We start from the raw sequence: 16,979 nt of genomic DNA on the forward strand, positions 1-16,979 counted from the left end.
CCGATCTTCGGTGTGCCCGTATCCGTTCGGGACATTTATTGTTGAATCCGTGACCAACGTTCTGGACGACAGCGGGCTGCAGCGGATTCTCGTCGTGATGGCGCATCCGGACGATGTCGACTTCGGCTGCGCCGGGTCGGTGGCGGGCTGGACGGACCAGGGCATCGAGGTCGTCTACCTGATGGTCACCGACGGCGACGCGGGCGGTTTCGACGACGGCGTCACCCGGGAGGAGATGGCGGCGCTGCGCCGCGAGGAGCAGCGCGCGGCGGCCAAGTGCGTCGGCGTCACCGACGTCCGGTTCCTCGGCTACCCGGACGGGCGCGTCGAGGCCACGCTGGACCTGCGCCGCGACATCGCCCGCGTGATCCGGCAGGTGCGGCCCGACCGGGTGCTGATGCCGAGCCCGGAGCGCAACTACGAGCGGATCTACCCGAGCCACCCCGACCACCGGGCGGTCGGCGCGGCGGCGCTGGACGCGGTGTACCCCGACGCGCGCAACCCCTACGCCTTCCCCGAGCTGCTGTCCGGCGAGGGCCTGGACGCGTGGACGGCGCGGGAGGTGTGGATCAGCGGCGGCCCGACGGTGAACCACTATGTCGACATCACCGAGCAGTTCGACCGGAAGGTCAACGCGCTGCGCGCGCACGCCAGCCAGACGAGCCACATGGGCGACGAGCTGCCGAACATGCTGCGCGGATGGCTGTCGGCCAACGCCGAGGCGGCGGGGTTCGCCGACGGCCGGCTGGCGGAGGCGTTCCAGGTCGTCGACACCGCCTGATCGCCGGCGCGGCGGTCACGCTGCAAATTCATCGCGTCACAAGCCGTAATCTTCCCTGATTCGGGCATACATCCGCCGTGTCCTGACTCAGGGGGGATGTCATGCCGCATGAGATCGAGGCCACCGCCACCACCTACGCCGCCCCGGAAGTGATCTTCAAGCATCTCTTCGTGGCGGACTCCTGGGACGAGTGGGCCGCGTTCTGGGCGCGCGCCCGGCACGAGGTCGTCGCCTACGACCCGCCGCGCCACTGCGGGTACGTCGCCCTCGCCGGGCTGCCGCGCGGCTACCGCGCCGACATCACGCTGGAGCCGCACGGCGTCAACACGCTGATCCGCTGGCGCGCGTCGTTCGACGGCCGCTTCCCGGGCGCCGCCCGGCTGAAGCGGGCGATGCTGCGCCGCCGGTTCGGCTCGTACGCGCGCCGCGTCGCCTGGCACGCCGAGCGCTGCGAGCCCGGCTGCCCGGCCCGGCTGCCCGTCGAGTTCTGACCCTCGATACCGCGCTGACCTGCACGGACGCCGCCGTCCCGGGCAGGTGATCTTCCCGCCGCGGCGGGTAGGAGCGGGATGATCATGGCGGCCCCCGGGGGGCGGGCCGCCGTCGCGCGAATCGGGGGATCGCATGCGACGCAGCGTCGCCGTGCTCGCCGTCGCCGCCGGCGCCGCGGCGGCCGTCTGGACGGGAACGACGGCCGAGGGGCACCTGCGCGGGGCCGTCCACGGGGCGGACCCCGGCGGCCCGGGGCGGCGGGCCGTGACGGTCGCGAAGGCGCCGGAGTTCGACCGGCTGCGGCTGCGCGGCACCCTCCGCGCCTACCTGCGGAACCGGCCCGGCCGCGCCGGCGTGCTGGCGACCGACCTGCGCAGCGGCCTGACGTTCGGGCTGAACGAGACCTCGCAGTTCGTCACCGCCAGCGTCATCAAGCTCGACATCCTCGCGGCCCTGCTGCTGCAACGCCAAGGGCAGGGCCTCGGGCTCTCGGGCAGCGAGCGGGCGCTGGCCGCCCGGATGATCCGGCGCAGCGACAACGCGGCGGCCGACGCGCTGTACGCCGACATCGGCCGCGACGGCGGGCTGCGGCGCGCCGGCGCGGTGTTCGGCTTCGAGCGCACCGACCCGTATCCGGTGTCGTGGGGGTCGTCGTGGACCAGCCCGTCCGACCAGGTCCGGCTGATCCGGTCGCTGGCGTCCGGCCGGGGCCCGCTCGCCCCGGCGAACCGCCGGTACGTCCTGCGCCTGATGCGGTCGGTGGTCCCCGCGCAGGCGTGGGGCATCAGCGCGGCGGCGCGTCCCGGCGAGCGGGTCGCGCTCAAGAACGGCTGGGTGCCGCTGCGGTACGAGGGCAACGGCTGGGCCGTCAACAGCGTCGGCCGCATCACCGGTCCCGGCCACGACTTCGTCGTCGCGGTGTTCAGCTGCGACAGCCCCACGATGGGGGACGGCGTGAGCACCGTCGAGCACGTCGCGACCACGGTCGTCTCGGCGCTGCGCGGCGCCGAGGGGTGACGGCTCTCAGCGCGGCGTCAGGCCTGTGAGCGGGGTGTCAGCGTTCTGTCAGCGCGCCGGGCGAGCCTTCGGATGGCGGCACGACCATCCTGAGGAGCACCCCATGCGCAACAGCAACGTCCTGATCTCCGGTGCGAGCATCGCGGGCCCGGCCCTGGCGTACTGGCTCGACCGGTACGGGTTCGAGGTGACGGTCGTGGAGCGGGCGCCCGCGCTGCGTCCCGGCGGCCAGGCCATCGACGTCCGCGGCCCCGCCCTCGACGTCGCCGACCGGATGGGCGTCCTCGACGCGGCCCGGGAGCTGAGCACCGACCTGCGCGGGATGTCGATCGTCGGGCAGGACGGCGAGGAGATCTTCAGCACCACCGAGCGCACCGCGAGCGGCGGCGACCTCGCGAGCCCCGACGTGGAGATCCTCCGCGACGACCTCGCCGAGCTGATCGTCGGCGCCGGCGGCGACCGGATCGAGTACCTCTACGACGACTCGATCGCCGGGATGGAGCAGGACGGCGACGAGGTCCGCGTCATCTTCCACGGCGGCGCGACCCGCACGTTCGACCTCGTCGTCGGTGCCGACGGCCTGCACTCCAACGTCCGCCGGCTCGCGTTCGGCCCCGAGGACGCCTTCCTGCGCCACCTCGGCGCCCACCTCGCCGTCTGGACGGCGCCCAACCTGCTCGGCCTGGACCGCTGGCAGACGATCTTCCCGGTGCCGGGGAACTCGTGGGGCGCGATGGCGATGAGCGTCCGCGGCAACCGCGAGCTCCGCGTCTACATGGGGTTCGACTCGCCGGAGCCGGTCCCCTACGACCCGCGCGACGTCCAGGACCAGAAGCGGCTGCTGGCGAGCCGGTTCGCGGACGCCACCGGCGCGATCCCCGGCCTGCTGGAGACGATGCGCGACGCGCCGGACTTCCACTTCGACGCCATGGCGCAGATCCACATGGACGCGTGGTCGACGGGCCGCGTCGTCCTGCTCGGCGACGCCGGATACTGCGGCTCCCCCGCGTCCGGGCAGGGCACCAGCATGGCGATGGTCGGCGCGTACGTGCTGGCCGGCGAGCTGAAGGCCGCGGACGGCGACCACCGCGCGGCGTTCGCCGCCTACGAGGCCGAACTGCGCGACTTCGTCACCGCGAACCAGGAGCTGGCCGTCGCGAACATGGACCGCAACCGCGACCGGGTGGCGGCGGAGCTCGGCGCGGCCGACGCGAGCGAGGAGCGGATGGACGAGGTCGCCGCCGTCACCACCTCCTACAAGCTGCGCGACTACTGAGCGGGCGGGCCGGTGGCCGGGGAGGGTCAGCCGCGGATGCGGCCGGTGAGCTTCCTGCCCACGGCCGCGTTCACCGCGAGGCAGGTGACGCCCCGGTCCCCGAGCCGCCAGGAGACGCCGGTCGGGTAGTAGTACGACATCGTGAGCTGCTCGGAATCGGGGTCGCGATCGATCCTGCTCTCCACCCGGCGCTTGCACCCGTCGGCGGCGAGGCGCTGCATCTCCTCCTCGGCGGGCATTGCCGTCTCCTCCAGGGTGAAGGCGTCCAGCACCTCGCCGTCGTGCGGGCCGTCACAGGGAACGATCTTGACGTCCTCCACCTGCACCGGCGGGACGGTATCGCCGGCCGGGGCGCCCGCCATCGCGGGATCGTCGATGCAGTCGCCGATCCGCATCGTCTGCGCGTCGATCTTCTTGGTCCCGGTCACGGTCGGCCGCGGCACGGTCGACAGGTCCGCGTAGGACGAGCCGGACCGGGAGAGCGCCAGATAGCCGGCCACCGACCCCACGGTCCACAGGGCGGACAGGACGATGCCCGCGATGGCGAGGCCGCGCCCCTTGTCGCCGCGCTGCTTGATCTGGTTGAGCGCGACGACGCCGAGAACGATGCCGAGGATGCTGCAGCAGCCGAGCAGGCCGGTGACGAACGCGGCGATGGCGAGGCCGCTGGTCTGCGGAGGGAGGGTGCCGTCGCGCGGGGGCGGAGCGGCGGGGCGCGCCCAGGGGTTCGGCTGCCCCGGACCGGAGGAGAAGCTCACGGGCAGCGACGCTGCCACACCCGTGTCCGCAACGATCATGGTTACCGACAATCCGGTCATCACGTTTTGCTCACGCCCGCCGGAACGCCGTAGGCCGCCGACCGCATAGGTATGCGATCGACATCGATTGCTAAGCTATGCCCATGGAGCCGTCATCGATGCCGCAGCGCGACCGGGTCGCCGCGGCGCTGCGCCAGATCAGCGCCGGTTTCGCGGCGCTGGCCGACGCGGTCTCCGCCGACCCCGCCGAGCCCCCCGAAGAGGCCCGCCAGCGCGCGCTCATCTCCGAATGGGGCGAACGGGGCCTCACCAGGGCCGAGGCCAGCGCCCTGTTCCGCAAGCACGGCTTCTCGCCCCAGGCGGCGGGCGGCTGGGTCCGCGGCGACTGGCTGGAGGTCCGCGGCGACGGCCGCCGCTATCTCACCGAGCGCTCGCTGCGCTGGGTCGAACAGGAGGAGCCCGATGAACGTCACGGCTGAGCCGTTCAGCGTCCGGCTGGAAGTCCGCAGCTACGAGATCGACCCGCAGCTCCACCTCAACGGCGGCTTCTACGTCCAGTACGCCGACCACGCGCGATTCGCGTGCGTGCAGGCGGCCGGCGTGTCCGTCGAAGACCTCGTCGGCGGCGGCCTGGGGCCCGTCAACCTCGAGACCGTCATCAGGTACCACCGCGAACTGCGCGGCGGCGACCAGGTCGACGTGTCCTGCGAGTGGGAATGGGGCGACGGCAAGACCTACCGCGTGCGCCATGACTTCCGGCGCGCGGACGGTGTCGTCGCCGCCGAGGTCGCGCACGTCAGCGGCCTGCTCGACCTCGGGACGCGCCGGCTCGTCGCCGACCCCCGGCGCGAATGGCGGGCCCGGGCGAGCAGGCCGGCGCTCCTCGGCCTGGAATGAGGGCGGGGCGCTACACCAGGCGGCGGGCGGCGGCCCAGCGCGACAGCTCGTGCCGGTTCGACAGCTGGAGCTTGCGCAGCACGCTGCTGACGTGCGTCTCCACCGTCTTCACCGAGATGAACAGCTCCTTGGCGATCTCCTTGTAGGCGTAGCCGCGGGCGATCAGCCGCAGCACGTCCCGCTCCCGCTGCGTGATCTGGTCCAGCTCCGGGTCCACCGCCGGGACGTCCGTCGCGGAGAACGCGTCCAGCACGAACCCCGCGAGCCGCGGCGAGAACACCGCGTCGCCGTCCGCGACCCGCCCGATGGCGTCCGTCAGCTCCGGGCCGGAGATCGTCTTGGTGACGTAGCCGCGCGCGCCGCCCCGCACCACGCCGATCACGTCCTCCGCCGCGTCCGACACCGACAGCGCCAGGAACCGCGACGGGACCACGCCGTTCAGCCGGCGCAGCACCTCGATGCCGCCGCCCCCGGGCAGGTGCACGTCCAGCAGCACCACGTCCGGCGCGGTCGCCCGGATCACCGCGACCGCCTCGTCGACGTCGCCGGCCTCCCCGACGATCTCGACGCCGCCGCCGAGCTCCGCCTTCACCCCGGTCCGGAACATCTGGTGGTCGTCGACCAGCACGACCCGCTTCAACTCGCTCACGCCCTGCTCCTTCGAGGGGGGACGACCCCCCGCTCCCCCCGGTTCGCTCCCGCTCATGCCCTGCTCGTTCGAGGGGGGACGACCCCCCGCTCCCCCCGGTTCGCTGCCGCTCATCCTTTGTCCATTTCCAGCCGGACCTCGGTGCCCTCGCCCGGCGCGGTCCGGACGGTGGCCTTGCCGCCGTTGCGCTCCATGCGTCCGATGATGGACCCCCGGACGCCCATCCGGTCCTCCGGAACCTGATCCAGGTCGAAACCCTTGCCCCGGTCGCGCACGAAGATGGCGACCTTCTCGCCCTCCACCTCCGCGTACACCGACACCGACGGCGACTCGGCGTACTTCGCCGCGTTCACCATCGCCTCCCGCGCCGCCTGCAGCGCCGCGCCCAGCCGGTCGTCCAGCTCGGTGTCCCCCACGCACACCACCTCGATCGGCACGCCGTGGTCGTCCTCGACCTCCCCCGCCACCGCCTTGATCGCCGCGGCGAACGTCTGGTCCGGGTCCGACCGCGGCTGGTAGAGCCACGTCCGCAGCGTCCGCTCCTGCGACCGGGCGAGCCGCTGCACCTCCCGCGCGTCGTGCGCGTTGCGCTGGATCAGCGTCAGCGTGTGCAGCACCGAGTCGTGGACGTGCGCGGCCAGCTCCGCCCGCTCCTGCGACCGGACGCGCTCGGCCCGCTCGGTGTCGAGATCCTGCCAGAGCCGCAGCACCCACGGCGTCACGATCAGCGTCACCCCGGTCAGGATGATCAGCATCGCGATGACGACCGACCGGGCCTGCGCCACGTCCACCCGCTGCGCGACGAACCCGCCGATGCCGCCGACGACCAGCAGCAGCCCCAGCAGGCTGCGCAGCCACCGCTGCCGCAGCGGCAGCACCCACCGCTGCCGCTGGTCCCGGTCCGCCTGCTGCCACAGGATCGCCGCGCCCACACCGCCGAGCACGAACGGCCAGATCGCCCACTGCATCAGCCCGCCGGCCTTGCCCGCCGCCCCCCACGGCAGGGCCGCCAGACCGACCGTGACCACCGCATAGACGGCGAGCTGCCCCCAGTCGCGCCCGCGCCGCGACGGCGCCGCCTCCCGCGCGGGCACCAGGATCCAGAAGGCGCCGTAGGCGGCGAGCCCGAGCCCGCTCGCGATCGTCAGCAGCACGAACGCCGCCCGGACGATCATCACCTCGACGCCCAGATGCTCGGCGAGCCCCCGCGCCACCCCCGCGACGAGCCGCCCGTCCGGCACCCGCTCCAGCCGCGCCCCCTCGGGCACGGCGGCGGGCGCGGCCGCCGCCCCGCCCGCCGCGCCCTCGCCCTGCGGCCCTTCCCCACGCACTCCCACGTCACCGATCGTCACACGCACCCGCCGCCCCCCGCATCAGGGCCGCACCCCGAATTCCCTCAGGGTCCGATCAGGAGTCGAACCAGACCACCAGCCGGACGGTGGGGCGGGGGGATCTCGGGGGTGGGTCAGGGTCGTCCCCGATACCGCGCGGGGCGGGGGGCGGTCACGATGGTGGGCATGGGTGAGGAGCTGAACGCCGGCAGGTACCGGCGGCTGGCGCGGGATCCGGAGCGGCGGGTACTGGTCGGTGTCTGTACCGGGTTGGGGCGCTACACGGGGATCGATCCCGTCGTGTTCCGCGTGGGGTTCGCGCTGCTGGTCCTCGCGCACGGGCAGGGGATCTTCCTTTACATCGTCGCCGGGCTGCTGATGCCGGCGAGCCCGGGCGAGTCGTCGGCGGCGGAGCGGGCGTTCCGGCGCTGGTTCGACGCGCCCGCGGTGCTGACGGCGCTGGGGGCGCTGCTGTGCGTGGGCGTCGCGTTCAGCCTGTTCGGCGGGGTCTCGACGGACGCGATCGCGGTGCTGGTGGTGTTCGCGCTGGTCATGCTGGTCGCGCACGCCCGGGGCGTCGATCTGGTCGGCGCGGCGAGGGCCATTCCGGAGCGGTTCGCCGGGCACCCGCCCGGGCCGTCCGGGGAATGGGCCGCGGCCGGCAGCGTGTCGCTGGAGAAGGAGACGCCCGCCTGGACGGGCGGCGGGCTGCCCGACGGGATGATCGACCTCGCGACCTACGGGCGCGCCCACGCCGCGCAGCGGGCGGAGCCGCGCGAGGACGCGCCGCCGCCGGAGCGGCGGGACGGGCGGCGCGGGTCCCCGGCGGCGAAGATCACCCTGCTGGCGGCGATGGCCACCGGCGCGGCGCTCGTCCCGGTGGCGCGCGGGTACCCCGCGCCCGACTCCTGGCTGATCGTCATGGCGCCCGCGCTGGCGGTGGTCGGCCTGGGCCTGATCGTCGGCGGCTGGTTCCGGACGCGCGGCCTCGCCGCCGCCGGGGCGCTGCTGACCCTGTCGCTGCTGGCCACGGCGGTCGCGGCGGACATGCCGGAGAACCTGAGGTACGGCGACATGGAGTGGCGGCCGATGACAGTGACCAGCACGCACCAGGAGTACCGGATCGGCGTCGGGCAGGGCACGCTCGACCTCACCGCGCTGCCGCTGACGACGGGGCAGCACGTCTCGATCGACGCGTCGGTCGCGCTCGGCGGGATGATGGTGCGGCTGCCGCAGGGCGTGCGGGTCCGGCTGGACGCCCGCCTGGCGCTCGGCGACCTGCGGATCGAGCACCGCACGACCAGCGGCCCGAACGTCAAGGTGGTGCGGGTGCTGGAGCCCGAGGGCGCGCCGGTGCAGAACCCGCCGGAGATCGAGCTGCGGATCCGCGGAAAGGTCGGGGATGTGGATGTCCACCGTGTCTGACGAGCGCCGCGGGTTCGACCCGAGCGGGCCGGTCGCGGGGGTCTTCTTCCTCGCCCTGGCGGGCGTCTTCCTGGCGGACGGCCTGTCCGGCGGACGCGTCGTGGCGACGGCGGTGATGGTGCCGGTGGTGCTGATCGGGCTCGGGGTCGTCGGGACCGTCCGGGTGCTGACGCGAGGCCGGCGCCGGCGGCTGAGGTGACGCAGGCCACGTCCGGATCGGGAACACCCGGTCCGGATGTGGCTGTTTGAGTGCTTCGTGAAGTTCTCCGAGAAGAGCGTCCTGCTCGTGGCCCGGCTGCACGTCGACCTGTGCCGCCTGGCCAGCGTGCTCTGTCGCGCCTGACGCAGCCCCCGCCCTCTTCTCATCCCCTTCGTCACAGCCGGTCCCCGGCTGCCCTGGAGAACCTCTCGATGAACCCGCGTGTCTGGAAATGGCAGTTCTGGCAGCAGATCGTGCTGTCGCTGGTGCTCGGCGTCGCCGCCGGCGCCCTGATCAACAACTTCGGGGGCGGCGAGAAGACCGCCGCCGACTGGCTGGACCCCTTCGGCGACGTCTACGTCAGCCTGCTGAAGGTCGTCGTGGTGCCGCTGGTGTTCGCGGCGATCGTGGTGAGCGTCGGACGCCTGCGCAACGTCGGCAGCGTCGCGCGGCTGACCGCCAAGACCCTCGGCTGGTTCGTGGTGACCTCGGCGATCGCCACCGCGATCGGGCTGACCGTCGCGCTGCTGGTCAAGCCGGGACAGGGCCTCGGGAAGCTGGCCAGCGAGTCCGCGCAGACCGACCCCGTCACCTGGACGCAGGTGCTGCACAACCTGTTCCCGGCCAACATCGTCAAGGCGATGGCGGACGGCAACGTCCTCGGCGTCGTCACGTTCGCGGTGCTGTTCGGCGCGGCGCTCGTCGCGATCGGCGAGCGCGGCGAGCGGCTGACGAGCCTGATCGACGACCTGTACGTGGTCATGCAGAAGGTCGTGTGGTGGGTCGTCCGCCTCACCCCGATCGGGTCGTTCTTTTTGATCGGGTCGGTCGTCGCCACCTACGGGCCGAGCTCGCTGGCGCCGCTGGCGAAGTTCACCGGCGCGATCTACCTGGCCGTCGCGATCATGCTGCTGGTCGGGTACCCGGTGCTGCTGCGCGCGTTCGGCCGGGTGAGCCCGCTGAAGTTCCTGCGCAACTCCTGGCCGGCGATCCAGTTCGGCTTCGTGTCCTCGTCCTCGCTGGCGACGCTGCCGATCGCGCAGCGGGTGTCGATCGAGCGCAACGGCGTCCAGCGGGAGTACGCGAACTTCGCGCAGCCGCTCGGCGCGACGATCAAGTTCGACGGCTGCGGCGCGATCTACCCGGCGGTGGCGGCGGTGTTCGTCGCCCAGTACACCGGCGTCCACCTCGGCATCGCCGACTACGCGCTGATCGCGCTGGCCGCGGTGATCGGGCAGCTCGGCACCGGCGGCACGCCCGGCCCGGCGCTGGTCGCGCTGACGCTGACCCTCACCACGGTGGGGCTGCCGCTGCAGGCCGTCGGCTACCTGATCGCGATCGACAAGGTCATCGACATGGCCCGGACGGCGCTGAACGTCACCGGCCAGCTGACCGTCCCGGTGCTGGTCGCGCGGTCGGAGGGGCTGCTGGACGAGTCGGTGTTCAACGGGACGCCGAAGGAGCTGACCGCCACCCCGTCCACCCGGGACGAGGCCGGCGACGCCGACGACGCCGCTGACGAGGCGCCGCGGCGCGACCGCGAGGCCGAGCCCGTGCCCGCCTGATCCGACCGAGAACATCCGGACGCCCGCGCCCAGAACGGCGCGGGCGTCCGCGTGTGACCCGCGCCGCACCGCGCGGCCATCCCCTTCCGGTGGGAACGCGAAGTAGTGTGATCCCAACGGCAGGTGATCGGGGATCGAGGTGCGATGGCAGGGCAGCCCGGTGTCCCAGAGGGCGGCGGCACGGACGTGCTGCCCGGCGCGCGGTCGGCCCTGGACCCCGACCGCGCCATCAAGCCCGGCCGGCACGGGCTCTCCCCCGAGACCGTCGCCGGCATCCAGCGCGAGCGGCTCATCGACGCGTTCGTGCAGGTCGTGTCCGAGCGCGGCTTCGCGCACACGACGATCAGCCGGGTGACCGAGGGCGCGGGCGTCACCAAGAAGACGTTCTACACGCACTTCACCGACCTCGACGACTGCTTCCTGGCCGCCTACCAGCACGGCATGGACATCCTGCTGCGGCGGATGACCGAGGCGTACGAGGCGGCGCCGTCCTGGCCGGACGGCATCCAGGCGGCGCTGCGCCGGATGCTGGCGATCCTGGCCGCCCAGCCGCCGTTCGCGCGGGCGTCGCTGGTGGAGGTCAACGCGGCCGGGCCGCAGGTGCGGCAGGCGCGCATCGACAGCCTCACCCGGTTCCGGGCGTTCTTCGCCGACCCGTCGCTGCCGCCGGTGCCGGTCGCGGTGATCGACGCGATCGTCGGCGGCATCTACAGCGCGATCCACGTCCAGGTGGAGACGGGCGAGGCGGAGGAGCTGCCGTCGCTGCTCCCGGCGCTCACCTACTTCGTGCTGCTGCCGCTCATCGGCCGCGAGGCCGCGTCCCCCTACCTGACCGGCGAGAACTGACCCGTCCGTCGTCGGCGCGTCGGCGGAGCGGCGGGGTCAGGCGGCGTGCAGGCTGACGGCGAAGGCGGGGCCGGGGTTGGTGAACGTCTGCGGACCGCCGTGGACGCGGACCCGGTTGGCCCGCAGCGGCCGCTCCGTCACCCCGTCCGCGGCGATCGCCACCTCCGCAAGCTCGCCGGCGAGCAGCGTGCTCACCTGCCCGTGCACGGTCGCGCCGTGCCCGGGCGGCCAGGTGGTCAGCCACAGCCGGACGCCGTCCGGGCCGTCCGGGTCGTCCAGCGGGACGTGCGCCGGGCCGGCCTCGTCGAAGACGACGAGGTGCCACCAGTCGGCCGGGCGGGCGCCCAGCGCGTGCACGGCGGCGGCGAGCTGGCCGACGGTCGGCGGGCGGGCGATGGTCGCGCGGCCGTGCGGGTCGTCCTGGCCACGCATAGTGAGATCGGGAACCATTGTCCTGGAGTCCTGTAGGTGAGCCGGATCCGGGCGGGAACACCCGGCGAGCAGCGGGATGATCAGCGGCTACAGGCAGGACACAGCGCGCTGGCCACGCGGCGGAGGGCCACGGGGCTGTCGGCGGGAACGCGCGCTGGCATGGGAACAAGGAGACACTCCGTGACCAACGGTTGTCAAGCCGAACGCCCGCGTTCACCCGCCGTGCACCCGCGGTCCGTCCCGGTCCGTCACCATCCGTCCCGGTAACAGATCAAGGAACGGAGCCTGCATGGACCGGCGCACCGTGCTGCGGAGCGGTCTCGTGACGACCGCCGGAGCGGCCCTCGCCCTGCTGAACGACGGCCCGGCGCGCGCCGCCGGGCTGCTGCGGACCGGCCGGCCGCGGCTCACCCACGGCGTGCAGAGCGGCGACGTCACCGCGCACGAGGCCGTGGTGTGGGCGCGGGCCGACCGTCCCGCGCGGATGCTCGTCGAGCTCAGCGACCGCCCCGACTTCCGAAACGCCAGGACCGTCCGCGGCCCCGTCCTGACCCCGGACACCGACCTCACCGGCAAGGCGTTCCTGCGCGGCCTGCCGCCGGGCCGCGAGCTGCACTACCGGGTCCGGCTGGACGACCTGGACCGGCACCTGGCGTCCGAGCCGGTCGCCGGCCGGTTCCGCACGGCGCCGCGCACCCGCCGCGACATCCGGTTCGTGTGGTCGGGCGACCTCGCGGGCCAGGGCTGGGGCATCAATCCCGACCTCGGCGGCTACCGCATCTTCAAGGCGATGGCCGCGGTCGACCCCGACTTCTTCCTGTGCAGCGGCGACCTGGTCTATTCGGACGGCCCGCTGTCCGAGACGGTGGCGCTTCCGGACGGCCGCACCTGGCGCAACCTCACCACTCCGGAGAAGTCCGCCGTCGCGCAGACGCTCGCCGAATACCGCGGACAGTTCCGCTACAACCTGCTGGACGACAATCTCCGCGCGTTCAACGCCCAGGTTCCGATGCTCTACCAGTGGGACGACCACGAAACGCTCAACAACTGGTACCCCGGCGAGATCCTGGACCTCCCGCAGTACACCGAGAAGCGGGTGGACGTCCTTTCCGCACGCGCACGCCGCGCCGCGTTCGAATACACACCGATCGCCATTCAGGCCGCCAAGGGCGGACGCATCTACCGCAAGATCTCCTACGGTCCGCTGCTCGATGTGTTCGTGCTCGACATGCGCACCTACAAGTCACCGAACGACGCCGACGACTCCCCGACGCAGCGCGACGGGCTCCTCGGCGCCGAGCAGACCGCCTGGCTCAAGCGCGAGCTCCGCACCTCGAAGGCCACCTGGAAGATCATCGCGAACGATCTGCCGATCGGCCTGGTCGTCCCCGACGGCACCGCCCAGGAAGCGGCCGCTCAGGGCGACAACGGCGCGCCGCTCGGCCGCGAGCGGGAGATCGCGGGCATCCTCTCCGACATCAAGCGGCACCATGTCCGCAACACCGTCTGGCTGACCGCCGACGTCCATTACACGGCGGCCCACTACTACGACCCGTCCAAGGCCGCGTTCCAGGATTTCGACCCGTTCTGGGAGTTCGTGTCCGGGCCGCTCAACGCCGGTGCCTTCGGCCCGAACTCCCTCGACGGCACGTTCGGCCCGACGGCGAAGTTCGTCCAGGCGCCGCCGCACGCCAACACCTCGCCCGCCGAGGGGTACCAGTTCTTCGGCGAAGTCGACATCGACGCGCGGTCGGGCGCTCTCACCGTCCGGCTCCGGGACCTGGACGGCAAGGTTCTGCACACCGAAATCCTTAACCCCGCCCGCTGAGAACCGCCCTCCAAGCCGGGCGCGGCGCCTGACCGCCGCGCCCGGCTCTTTTCGTTTCTCCCCATTCAGCGATTGCGCGCGATCAGGCAATGAGCGGCCGGAGTTCGCACCGATGCCGCGCCGTCCCCGAGGAGTCCGGTGACGCCACCGGCCGGCTCGACGGCGCCTCGCCCCTGCGGATCTTCTCCGTCCTCGCGGTCATCGTGCTGTTCACCGAGGTCGCCCCGCTCCAGTACACGGTGGTCTCCGCCGCGCTGCGGCAGATCGCGACCTGTTTCCGCGCCGCTACGTGCCGATCGGCATCGGCGTCGCCTCCACCGGCCTCGGCTTCTCGGCGCTGCTCGCGCCGATCGTCGGCGGCTGGATGGTCGACCACTTCAGCTGGCGGGCCATCTTCTGGTTCCTGTAGCCCCAACTGTTCGCCGATCGCGGCTACGAGATCGGCTTGCTGTTCACGGCCGGCGCCTCGCTCATCGCGCTGGTCGGCGCCCTGATCATGCGCCACGGCCGCGCCACCGCCACAGGCGGCACCGCCCACTGACGCGCGTGCACCGCCCCGCCCCACCGGGCGGTGCACGCCCACAGCCCGCCGGCGCCAGCGCGGGGCGGGCAGGGTTTCAGCGGGTCAGCAGGACGTAGGCGACCATGGTCAGCAATGTGGTCACTAAAAGGTACTTGACGAACACGGAGCGTGCATACCCCGCAGAACGGCACACAGTCCCCGACCTGGGATCATCGGTGGCGTGAAACCGGTGCGCATCCTCGTCCCGCCCGCGGCGCTCGTCCTGTGCCTCCTCGTGCCCGGCTGCTCCGGCGGCGGCGACCATCGCAAGGCCGACTGCGCCAAGCTCACCTCCGCGCTGCGCACCCAGAACGACGTACCGGGCATCATCACCGCGCTCCGCAAGGTCCGCCCGGAGCTTAAGGACGACCACCTGGCCAAGGAGGTCGACATCGTCCTGGACGTCGGGGCGAAGCTGGAGAAGAACGGCGGTGACGAGGCCGGGAAGAACTTCCTCACCGAGTCGGAGACGATCCGGTTCACTCAGGCCACCGACGACATCACCCGGACCTGCGGCGCATCGTCGCCGTAACCGGGGTCAGGATTTCCTGTCGATCCAGGCCTGCAGGCCGTCGAGGAGCCGTTCGAGACCGAACTCGAAGCTGTCGTCCGGGTCGATGTCGAGCGTCTCGTTCTGCCGCCACCAGCCGGCGTAGTTGGGGTAGTCGTCCGCGACGCGCTCGACGAAGGGGCGGAGCTGTTCGACGAGGTCGGCCGCCGACTTGCCGGCCGCGCGGGTGGCGCGGTCGAGGGCGGCGTCGGACGTGGCGTAGCCGATGGCATGCGACATCAGCAGCGAGCTGGCCCAGCCGACCTCCACGCCGGACAGGCCGGCCGCGGTCAGCAGCGCGATGGTGCGGTCGCTCATCCGCATCGCGTTCGGCCCGATGGCGGGATGGGTGCCGAACAGCGCGAGCACCCAGGAATGGCGCAGCAGCACGGTCCGGAAGGCGCGGACGAGGCCGGCCGCCGCCTCCCGCCAGCCGACCGCCTCGACGTCGGGGACCTCGACCTCGCCGAGGACCTCGTCGACGACCAGCTCCAGCAGCTCGTCCTTGTTCGCGACGTAGAAGTACATCGAGGTCGCGCCCGCGCTGATGCTCGCGGCCAGGCGCCGCATGCTGAAGCCGTCCGGGCCCTCGGCGTCCATCAGCCGGACCGCCGCGCCGACGATCTCCTCGCGGCTGAGCTGCGGACGTCCCCGCCGCGGGCGGCCCGGGCGCAGCCAGACCGACGTGGCGACGGGATCGTGTTCAGGGGGCATGCGCGTCCTTCTGACCTGGAGTGCCTCGCCTCCCAGATTATCGGTTGGCGAACGGCGTACCGAAGTTAGTACAGTGTGCGAAAATTCGATCGCTGTACGAACGGGGATGCCATGTCCGCTCGAGACCCGCGCCGCTGGTGGATCCTCGGCGTGCTCTGCCTCAGCCTGCTCGTGGTCATCATCGACAACACGGTGCTCAACGTCGCGATCCCCTCGCTGGTGAAGGACCTGCACGCGAGCAACGCCGACATCCAGTGGATCCTCGACGCCTACATGCTCGTCTTCGCCGGGCTGCTGCTCACCGCGGGCGCCCTCTCCGACCGGTTCGGGCGCCGCCGCGGCCTGATCACCGGGCTCGTGCTGTTCGGCGGCGCGTCGGTGTTCGCCGCGCTGGCGGACTCGTCCGGCGAGCTCATCGCCGCGCGGGCGCTGATGGGCATCGGCGGCGCGTTCCTGATGCCGGGCACGCTCTCCATCCTCACCACCGTCTTCGACGACCAGGAGCGCAAGAAGGCCCTGGCGATCTGGAGCTCGGTGCTGATGGTCGGCGCCGTCGCGGGCCCGCTCGTCGGCGGCCTGCTGCTGCGCGACTTCTGGTGGGGGTCGGTGTTCCTGCTGAACGTCCCGATCGCGGTGCTCGGGATCGTCGCCGCGCTGGTGATCATCCCCGAGTCGCGCGGCCCGGCCGTCCGCCCGGACGTGGTGGGCGCCGTGCTGTCGACGGTCGGGATGACCGCCCTGGTGTGGGGCGTGATCGAGACGGCGCGGGACGGCTGGTCGTCCGGCCGGACGATCGGCGGGTTCGCCATCGCGGCCGTGGTGATCGTGGCGTTCGCGCTGTGGGAGCGGCGCTGCGCGGAGCCGATGCTGCCGATGGGCCTGTTCCGCGACCGCAACTTCAGCGGCGCCAGCCTGTCGGTGGTGCTGATGTCGTTCTCGGCGGGCGGCCTGCTGCTCGCGCTCACCCAGTACCTGCAGTTCGTGCTGGACTACAGCCCGCTGAGGGCCGGCGCCGCGTTCATCCCGCTGATGATCGCCGCGATGGCGTTCAACGGGATCGGTGTGGTGGTCGACAAGAGGCTCGGCGCCCGGGTCGCGGTCGCGGGCGGCCTGCTGCTGCTCGCGGCGGGCTTCGGCGTGCTGGCGACGCTGTCGCCCGGCGACGGCTACCCCAAGCTCCTCATCGCCCTGGTCATCATGGGGATGGGCAGCGGCACGATGGGCCCCGCGGCGTACGGGACGCTGCTCGGCGCGCTGCCGCCCGAGCGCGCGGGCGTCGGCTCGGCGGTCAACGACACCGTCCAGCAGGTCGGCCAGGCGCTCAGCGTCGCGATCCTCGGCAGCGTGCTGTCGGCGGCCTTCTCCGGCCACATGCCCGACGGCGTCACGGGCCCGGCGCGCGAGTCCATCGGGGACGCGCTGGCGGTCGCGGCGGCCAAGGGCGACGCCGGCCTCGCCGCGGCGGCGCGCGACGCGTTCACCGAGTCCATGGCGACGATCGCGGTCGTCGGCGTGGTGGCCGGCATCGCGGCGGCGCTGCTGGCGTTCCTGGTCCTGCGGCCGACGCCGGCGACGCAGCCGGACGCCTCGGCCGGGGCCCCGGTCGACGTCACTCCCTAACGACTACCGGCGCGGCAAAACAACGGCCAAGAACAAA

20 protein-coding genes are annotated in these 16,979 nt (G+C 72.6%); 15 read left to right on the forward strand and 5 right to left on the reverse strand.

What is annotated here, in order from left to right:
- Nucleotides 1–97: 97 nt before the first annotated feature.
- The 4 genes from QP089_RS11120 (at nucleotide 98) to QP089_RS11135 (ending at nucleotide 3,566) form a co-directional block, all read left to right on the forward strand.
- The gene (locus QP089_RS11120) at nucleotides 98–781 is read left to right on the forward strand and encodes a PIG-L deacetylase family protein (RefSeq protein WP_285911471.1); all 684 of its coding nucleotides are present in this window, start codon (nucleotides 98–100) and stop codon (nucleotides 779–781) included.
- A 101-nt stretch (nucleotides 782–882) separates the two neighbouring features.
- Nucleotides 883–1,272 carry an SRPBCC family protein gene (locus QP089_RS11125; RefSeq protein ID WP_285911419.1) on the forward strand — a complete coding sequence of 130 codons (390 nt, stop codon included), beginning with the start codon at nucleotides 883–885 and terminating at the stop codon, nucleotides 1,270–1,272.
- Nucleotides 1,273–1,405: 133 nt separating this feature from the next.
- Nucleotides 1,406–2,290 carry a serine hydrolase gene (locus QP089_RS11130; protein WP_285911420.1) on the forward strand — a complete coding sequence of 295 codons (885 nt, stop codon included), beginning with the start codon at nucleotides 1,406–1,408 and terminating at the stop codon, nucleotides 2,288–2,290.
- 103 nt (nucleotides 2,291–2,393) lie between these two features.
- Nucleotides 2,394–3,566, forward strand: a complete 1,173-nt coding sequence (locus tag QP089_RS11135; protein WP_285911421.1) for an FAD-dependent monooxygenase — start codon at nucleotides 2,394–2,396, stop codon at nucleotides 3,564–3,566.
- Nucleotides 3,567–3,592: 26 nt separating this feature from the next.
- Here the strand turns inward: QP089_RS11135 and QP089_RS11140 are convergent, their stop codons facing one another.
- Complete coding sequence (locus QP089_RS11140; RefSeq protein WP_285911422.1) at nucleotides 3,593–4,363, reverse strand: DUF4190 domain-containing protein; 771 nt, start codon at nucleotides 4,361–4,363, stop codon at nucleotides 3,593–3,595.
- Between the two features lie 104 nt (nucleotides 4,364–4,467).
- Here QP089_RS11140 and QP089_RS11145 point away from each other — a divergent pair, with 104 nt between their 5' ends.
- Together QP089_RS11145 and QP089_RS11150 are read left to right on the forward strand one after the other, a co-directional pair.
- On the forward strand, nucleotides 4,468–4,803 hold the full coding sequence (locus QP089_RS11145) for a hypothetical protein (protein WP_285911423.1): 336 nt from the start codon (nucleotides 4,468–4,470) through the stop codon (nucleotides 4,801–4,803).
- A complete protein-coding gene (locus QP089_RS11150) occupies nucleotides 4,787–5,221 on the forward strand; it encodes an acyl-CoA thioesterase (protein ID WP_285911424.1) in 435 nt (144 codons plus the stop codon). The genes QP089_RS11145 and QP089_RS11150 overlap by 17 nt, the downstream gene beginning before the upstream one ends.
- A gap of 10 nt (nucleotides 5,222–5,231) precedes the next feature.
- Here the strand turns inward: QP089_RS11150 and QP089_RS11155 are convergent, their stop codons facing one another.
- On the reverse strand, nucleotides 5,232–5,927 hold the full coding sequence (locus QP089_RS11155; protein ID WP_446474019.1) for a LuxR C-terminal-related transcriptional regulator: 696 nt from the start codon (nucleotides 5,925–5,927) through the stop codon (nucleotides 5,232–5,234).
- 53 nt (nucleotides 5,928–5,980) lie between these two features.
- Nucleotides 5,981–7,138 (reverse strand): ATP-binding protein, encoded by a 1,158-nt coding sequence (locus tag QP089_RS11160; RefSeq protein ID WP_285911472.1) that lies wholly within the window; start codon nucleotides 7,136–7,138, stop codon nucleotides 5,981–5,983.
- A gap of 249 nt (nucleotides 7,139–7,387) precedes the next feature.
- On the opposite strand from QP089_RS11160, the gene QP089_RS11165 reads away from it, so the two are divergent.
- The 5 genes from QP089_RS11165 to QP089_RS11180 all read left to right on the forward strand — a co-directional run bounded on the left by QP089_RS11165 (nucleotide 7,388) and on the right by QP089_RS11180 (nucleotide 11,236).
- Nucleotides 7,388–8,626, forward strand: a complete 1,239-nt coding sequence (locus QP089_RS11165; protein WP_285911426.1) for a PspC domain-containing protein — start codon at nucleotides 7,388–7,390, stop codon at nucleotides 8,624–8,626.
- Nucleotides 8,610–8,825, forward strand: a complete 216-nt coding sequence (locus tag QP089_RS11170; protein WP_285911427.1) for a hypothetical protein — start codon at nucleotides 8,610–8,612, stop codon at nucleotides 8,823–8,825. The genes QP089_RS11165 and QP089_RS11170 overlap by 17 nt, the downstream gene beginning before the upstream one ends.
- A 36-nt stretch (nucleotides 8,826–8,861) precedes the next feature.
- Nucleotides 8,862–8,969, forward strand: a complete 108-nt coding sequence (locus QP089_RS48775) for a putative leader peptide (RefSeq protein WP_344271830.1) — start codon at nucleotides 8,862–8,864, stop codon at nucleotides 8,967–8,969.
- A 68-nt stretch (nucleotides 8,970–9,037) separates the two neighbouring features.
- Nucleotides 9,038–10,390 carry a dicarboxylate/amino acid:cation symporter gene (locus QP089_RS11175; RefSeq protein WP_285911428.1) on the forward strand — a complete coding sequence of 451 codons (1,353 nt, stop codon included), beginning with the start codon at nucleotides 9,038–9,040 and terminating at the stop codon, nucleotides 10,388–10,390.
- A 144-nt stretch (nucleotides 10,391–10,534) separates the two neighbouring features.
- A complete protein-coding gene (locus QP089_RS11180) occupies nucleotides 10,535–11,236 on the forward strand; it encodes a TetR/AcrR family transcriptional regulator (protein ID WP_285911429.1) in 702 nt (233 codons plus the stop codon).
- 36 nt (nucleotides 11,237–11,272) lie between these two features.
- Here the strand turns inward: QP089_RS11180 and QP089_RS11185 are convergent, their stop codons facing one another.
- On the reverse strand, nucleotides 11,273–11,668 hold the full coding sequence (locus QP089_RS11185; protein WP_285911430.1) for a cupin domain-containing protein: 396 nt from the start codon (nucleotides 11,666–11,668) through the stop codon (nucleotides 11,273–11,275).
- A 289-nt stretch (nucleotides 11,669–11,957) separates the two neighbouring features.
- Here QP089_RS11185 and QP089_RS11190 point away from each other — a divergent pair, with 289 nt between their 5' ends.
- From QP089_RS11190 to QP089_RS11200, 3 genes are all read left to right on the forward strand, one after another.
- Nucleotides 11,958–13,496, forward strand: a complete 1,539-nt coding sequence (locus tag QP089_RS11190) for an alkaline phosphatase D family protein (RefSeq protein WP_285911431.1) — start codon at nucleotides 11,958–11,960, stop codon at nucleotides 13,494–13,496.
- Between the two features lie 271 nt (nucleotides 13,497–13,767).
- Nucleotides 13,768–13,905 carry an MFS transporter gene (locus QP089_RS11195; RefSeq protein ID WP_285911473.1) on the forward strand — a complete coding sequence of 46 codons (138 nt, stop codon included), beginning with the start codon at nucleotides 13,768–13,770 and terminating at the stop codon, nucleotides 13,903–13,905.
- Nucleotides 13,906–14,239: 334 nt separating this feature from the next.
- A complete protein-coding gene (locus tag QP089_RS11200; protein WP_285911432.1) occupies nucleotides 14,240–14,590 on the forward strand; it encodes a hypothetical protein in 351 nt (116 codons plus the stop codon).
- Nucleotides 14,591–14,596: 6 nt separating this feature from the next.
- Here the strand turns inward: QP089_RS11200 and QP089_RS11205 are convergent, their stop codons facing one another.
- On the reverse strand, nucleotides 14,597–15,322 hold the full coding sequence (locus tag QP089_RS11205; protein WP_285911434.1) for a TetR/AcrR family transcriptional regulator: 726 nt from the start codon (nucleotides 15,320–15,322) through the stop codon (nucleotides 14,597–14,599).
- 111 nt (nucleotides 15,323–15,433) lie between these two features.
- On the opposite strand from QP089_RS11205, the gene QP089_RS11210 reads away from it, so the two are divergent.
- Nucleotides 15,434–16,942 (forward strand): MFS transporter, encoded by a 1,509-nt coding sequence (locus QP089_RS11210; protein WP_285911435.1) that lies wholly within the window; start codon nucleotides 15,434–15,436, stop codon nucleotides 16,940–16,942.
- Nucleotides 16,943–16,979 lie beyond the last annotated feature (37 nt).

The sequence above is a fragment of the Actinomadura opuntiae genome (genome assembly GCF_030283205.1).
Classification (GTDB): Bacteria; Actinomycetota; Actinomycetes; order Streptosporangiales; family Streptosporangiaceae; genus Spirillospora.

What these genes read in the sequence shown, in the direction of transcription:
- QP089_RS11120 (WP_285911471.1), top strand. Translation starts at nt 98, where the DNA reads ATGGCGCATCCGGACGATGTCGACTTCGGCTGCGCCGGGTCGGTGGCG.
- QP089_RS11125 (WP_285911419.1), top strand. Translation starts at nt 883, where the DNA reads ATGCCGCATGAGATCGAGGCCACCGCCACCACCTACGCCGCCCCGGAA.
- QP089_RS11130 (WP_285911420.1), top strand. Translation starts at nt 1,406, where the DNA reads ATGCGACGCAGCGTCGCCGTGCTCGCCGTCGCCGCCGGCGCCGCGGCG.
- QP089_RS11135 (WP_285911421.1), top strand. Translation starts at nt 2,394, where the DNA reads ATGCGCAACAGCAACGTCCTGATCTCCGGTGCGAGCATCGCGGGCCCG.
- QP089_RS11140 (WP_285911422.1), bottom strand. Translation starts at nt 4,363, where the DNA reads ATGATCGTTGCGGACACGGGTGTGGCAGCGTCGCTGCCCGTGAGCTTC.
- QP089_RS11145 (WP_285911423.1), top strand. Translation starts at nt 4,468, where the DNA reads ATGGAGCCGTCATCGATGCCGCAGCGCGACCGGGTCGCCGCGGCGCTG.
- QP089_RS11150 (WP_285911424.1), top strand. Translation starts at nt 4,787, where the DNA reads ATGAACGTCACGGCTGAGCCGTTCAGCGTCCGGCTGGAAGTCCGCAGC.
- QP089_RS11155 (WP_446474019.1), bottom strand. Translation starts at nt 5,927, where the DNA reads ATGAGCGGGAGCGAACCGGGGGGAGCGGGGGGTCGTCCCCCCTCGAAG.
- QP089_RS11165 (WP_285911426.1), top strand. Translation starts at nt 7,388, where the DNA reads ATGGGTGAGGAGCTGAACGCCGGCAGGTACCGGCGGCTGGCGCGGGAT.
- QP089_RS11170 (WP_285911427.1), top strand. Translation starts at nt 8,610, where the DNA reads ATGTCCACCGTGTCTGACGAGCGCCGCGGGTTCGACCCGAGCGGGCCG.
- QP089_RS48775 (WP_344271830.1), top strand. Translation starts at nt 8,862, where the DNA reads ATGTGGCTGTTTGAGTGCTTCGTGAAGTTCTCCGAGAAGAGCGTCCTG.
- QP089_RS11175 (WP_285911428.1), top strand. Translation starts at nt 9,038, where the DNA reads ATGAACCCGCGTGTCTGGAAATGGCAGTTCTGGCAGCAGATCGTGCTG.
- QP089_RS11180 (WP_285911429.1), top strand. Translation starts at nt 10,535, where the DNA reads ATGGCAGGGCAGCCCGGTGTCCCAGAGGGCGGCGGCACGGACGTGCTG.
- QP089_RS11185 (WP_285911430.1), bottom strand. Translation starts at nt 11,668, where the DNA reads ATGCGTGGCCAGGACGACCCGCACGGCCGCGCGACCATCGCCCGCCCG.
- QP089_RS11190 (WP_285911431.1), top strand. Translation starts at nt 11,958, where the DNA reads ATGGACCGGCGCACCGTGCTGCGGAGCGGTCTCGTGACGACCGCCGGA.
- QP089_RS11205 (WP_285911434.1), bottom strand. Translation starts at nt 15,322, where the DNA reads ATGCCCCCTGAACACGATCCCGTCGCCACGTCGGTCTGGCTGCGCCCG.
- QP089_RS11210 (WP_285911435.1), top strand. Translation starts at nt 15,434, where the DNA reads ATGTCCGCTCGAGACCCGCGCCGCTGGTGGATCCTCGGCGTGCTCTGC.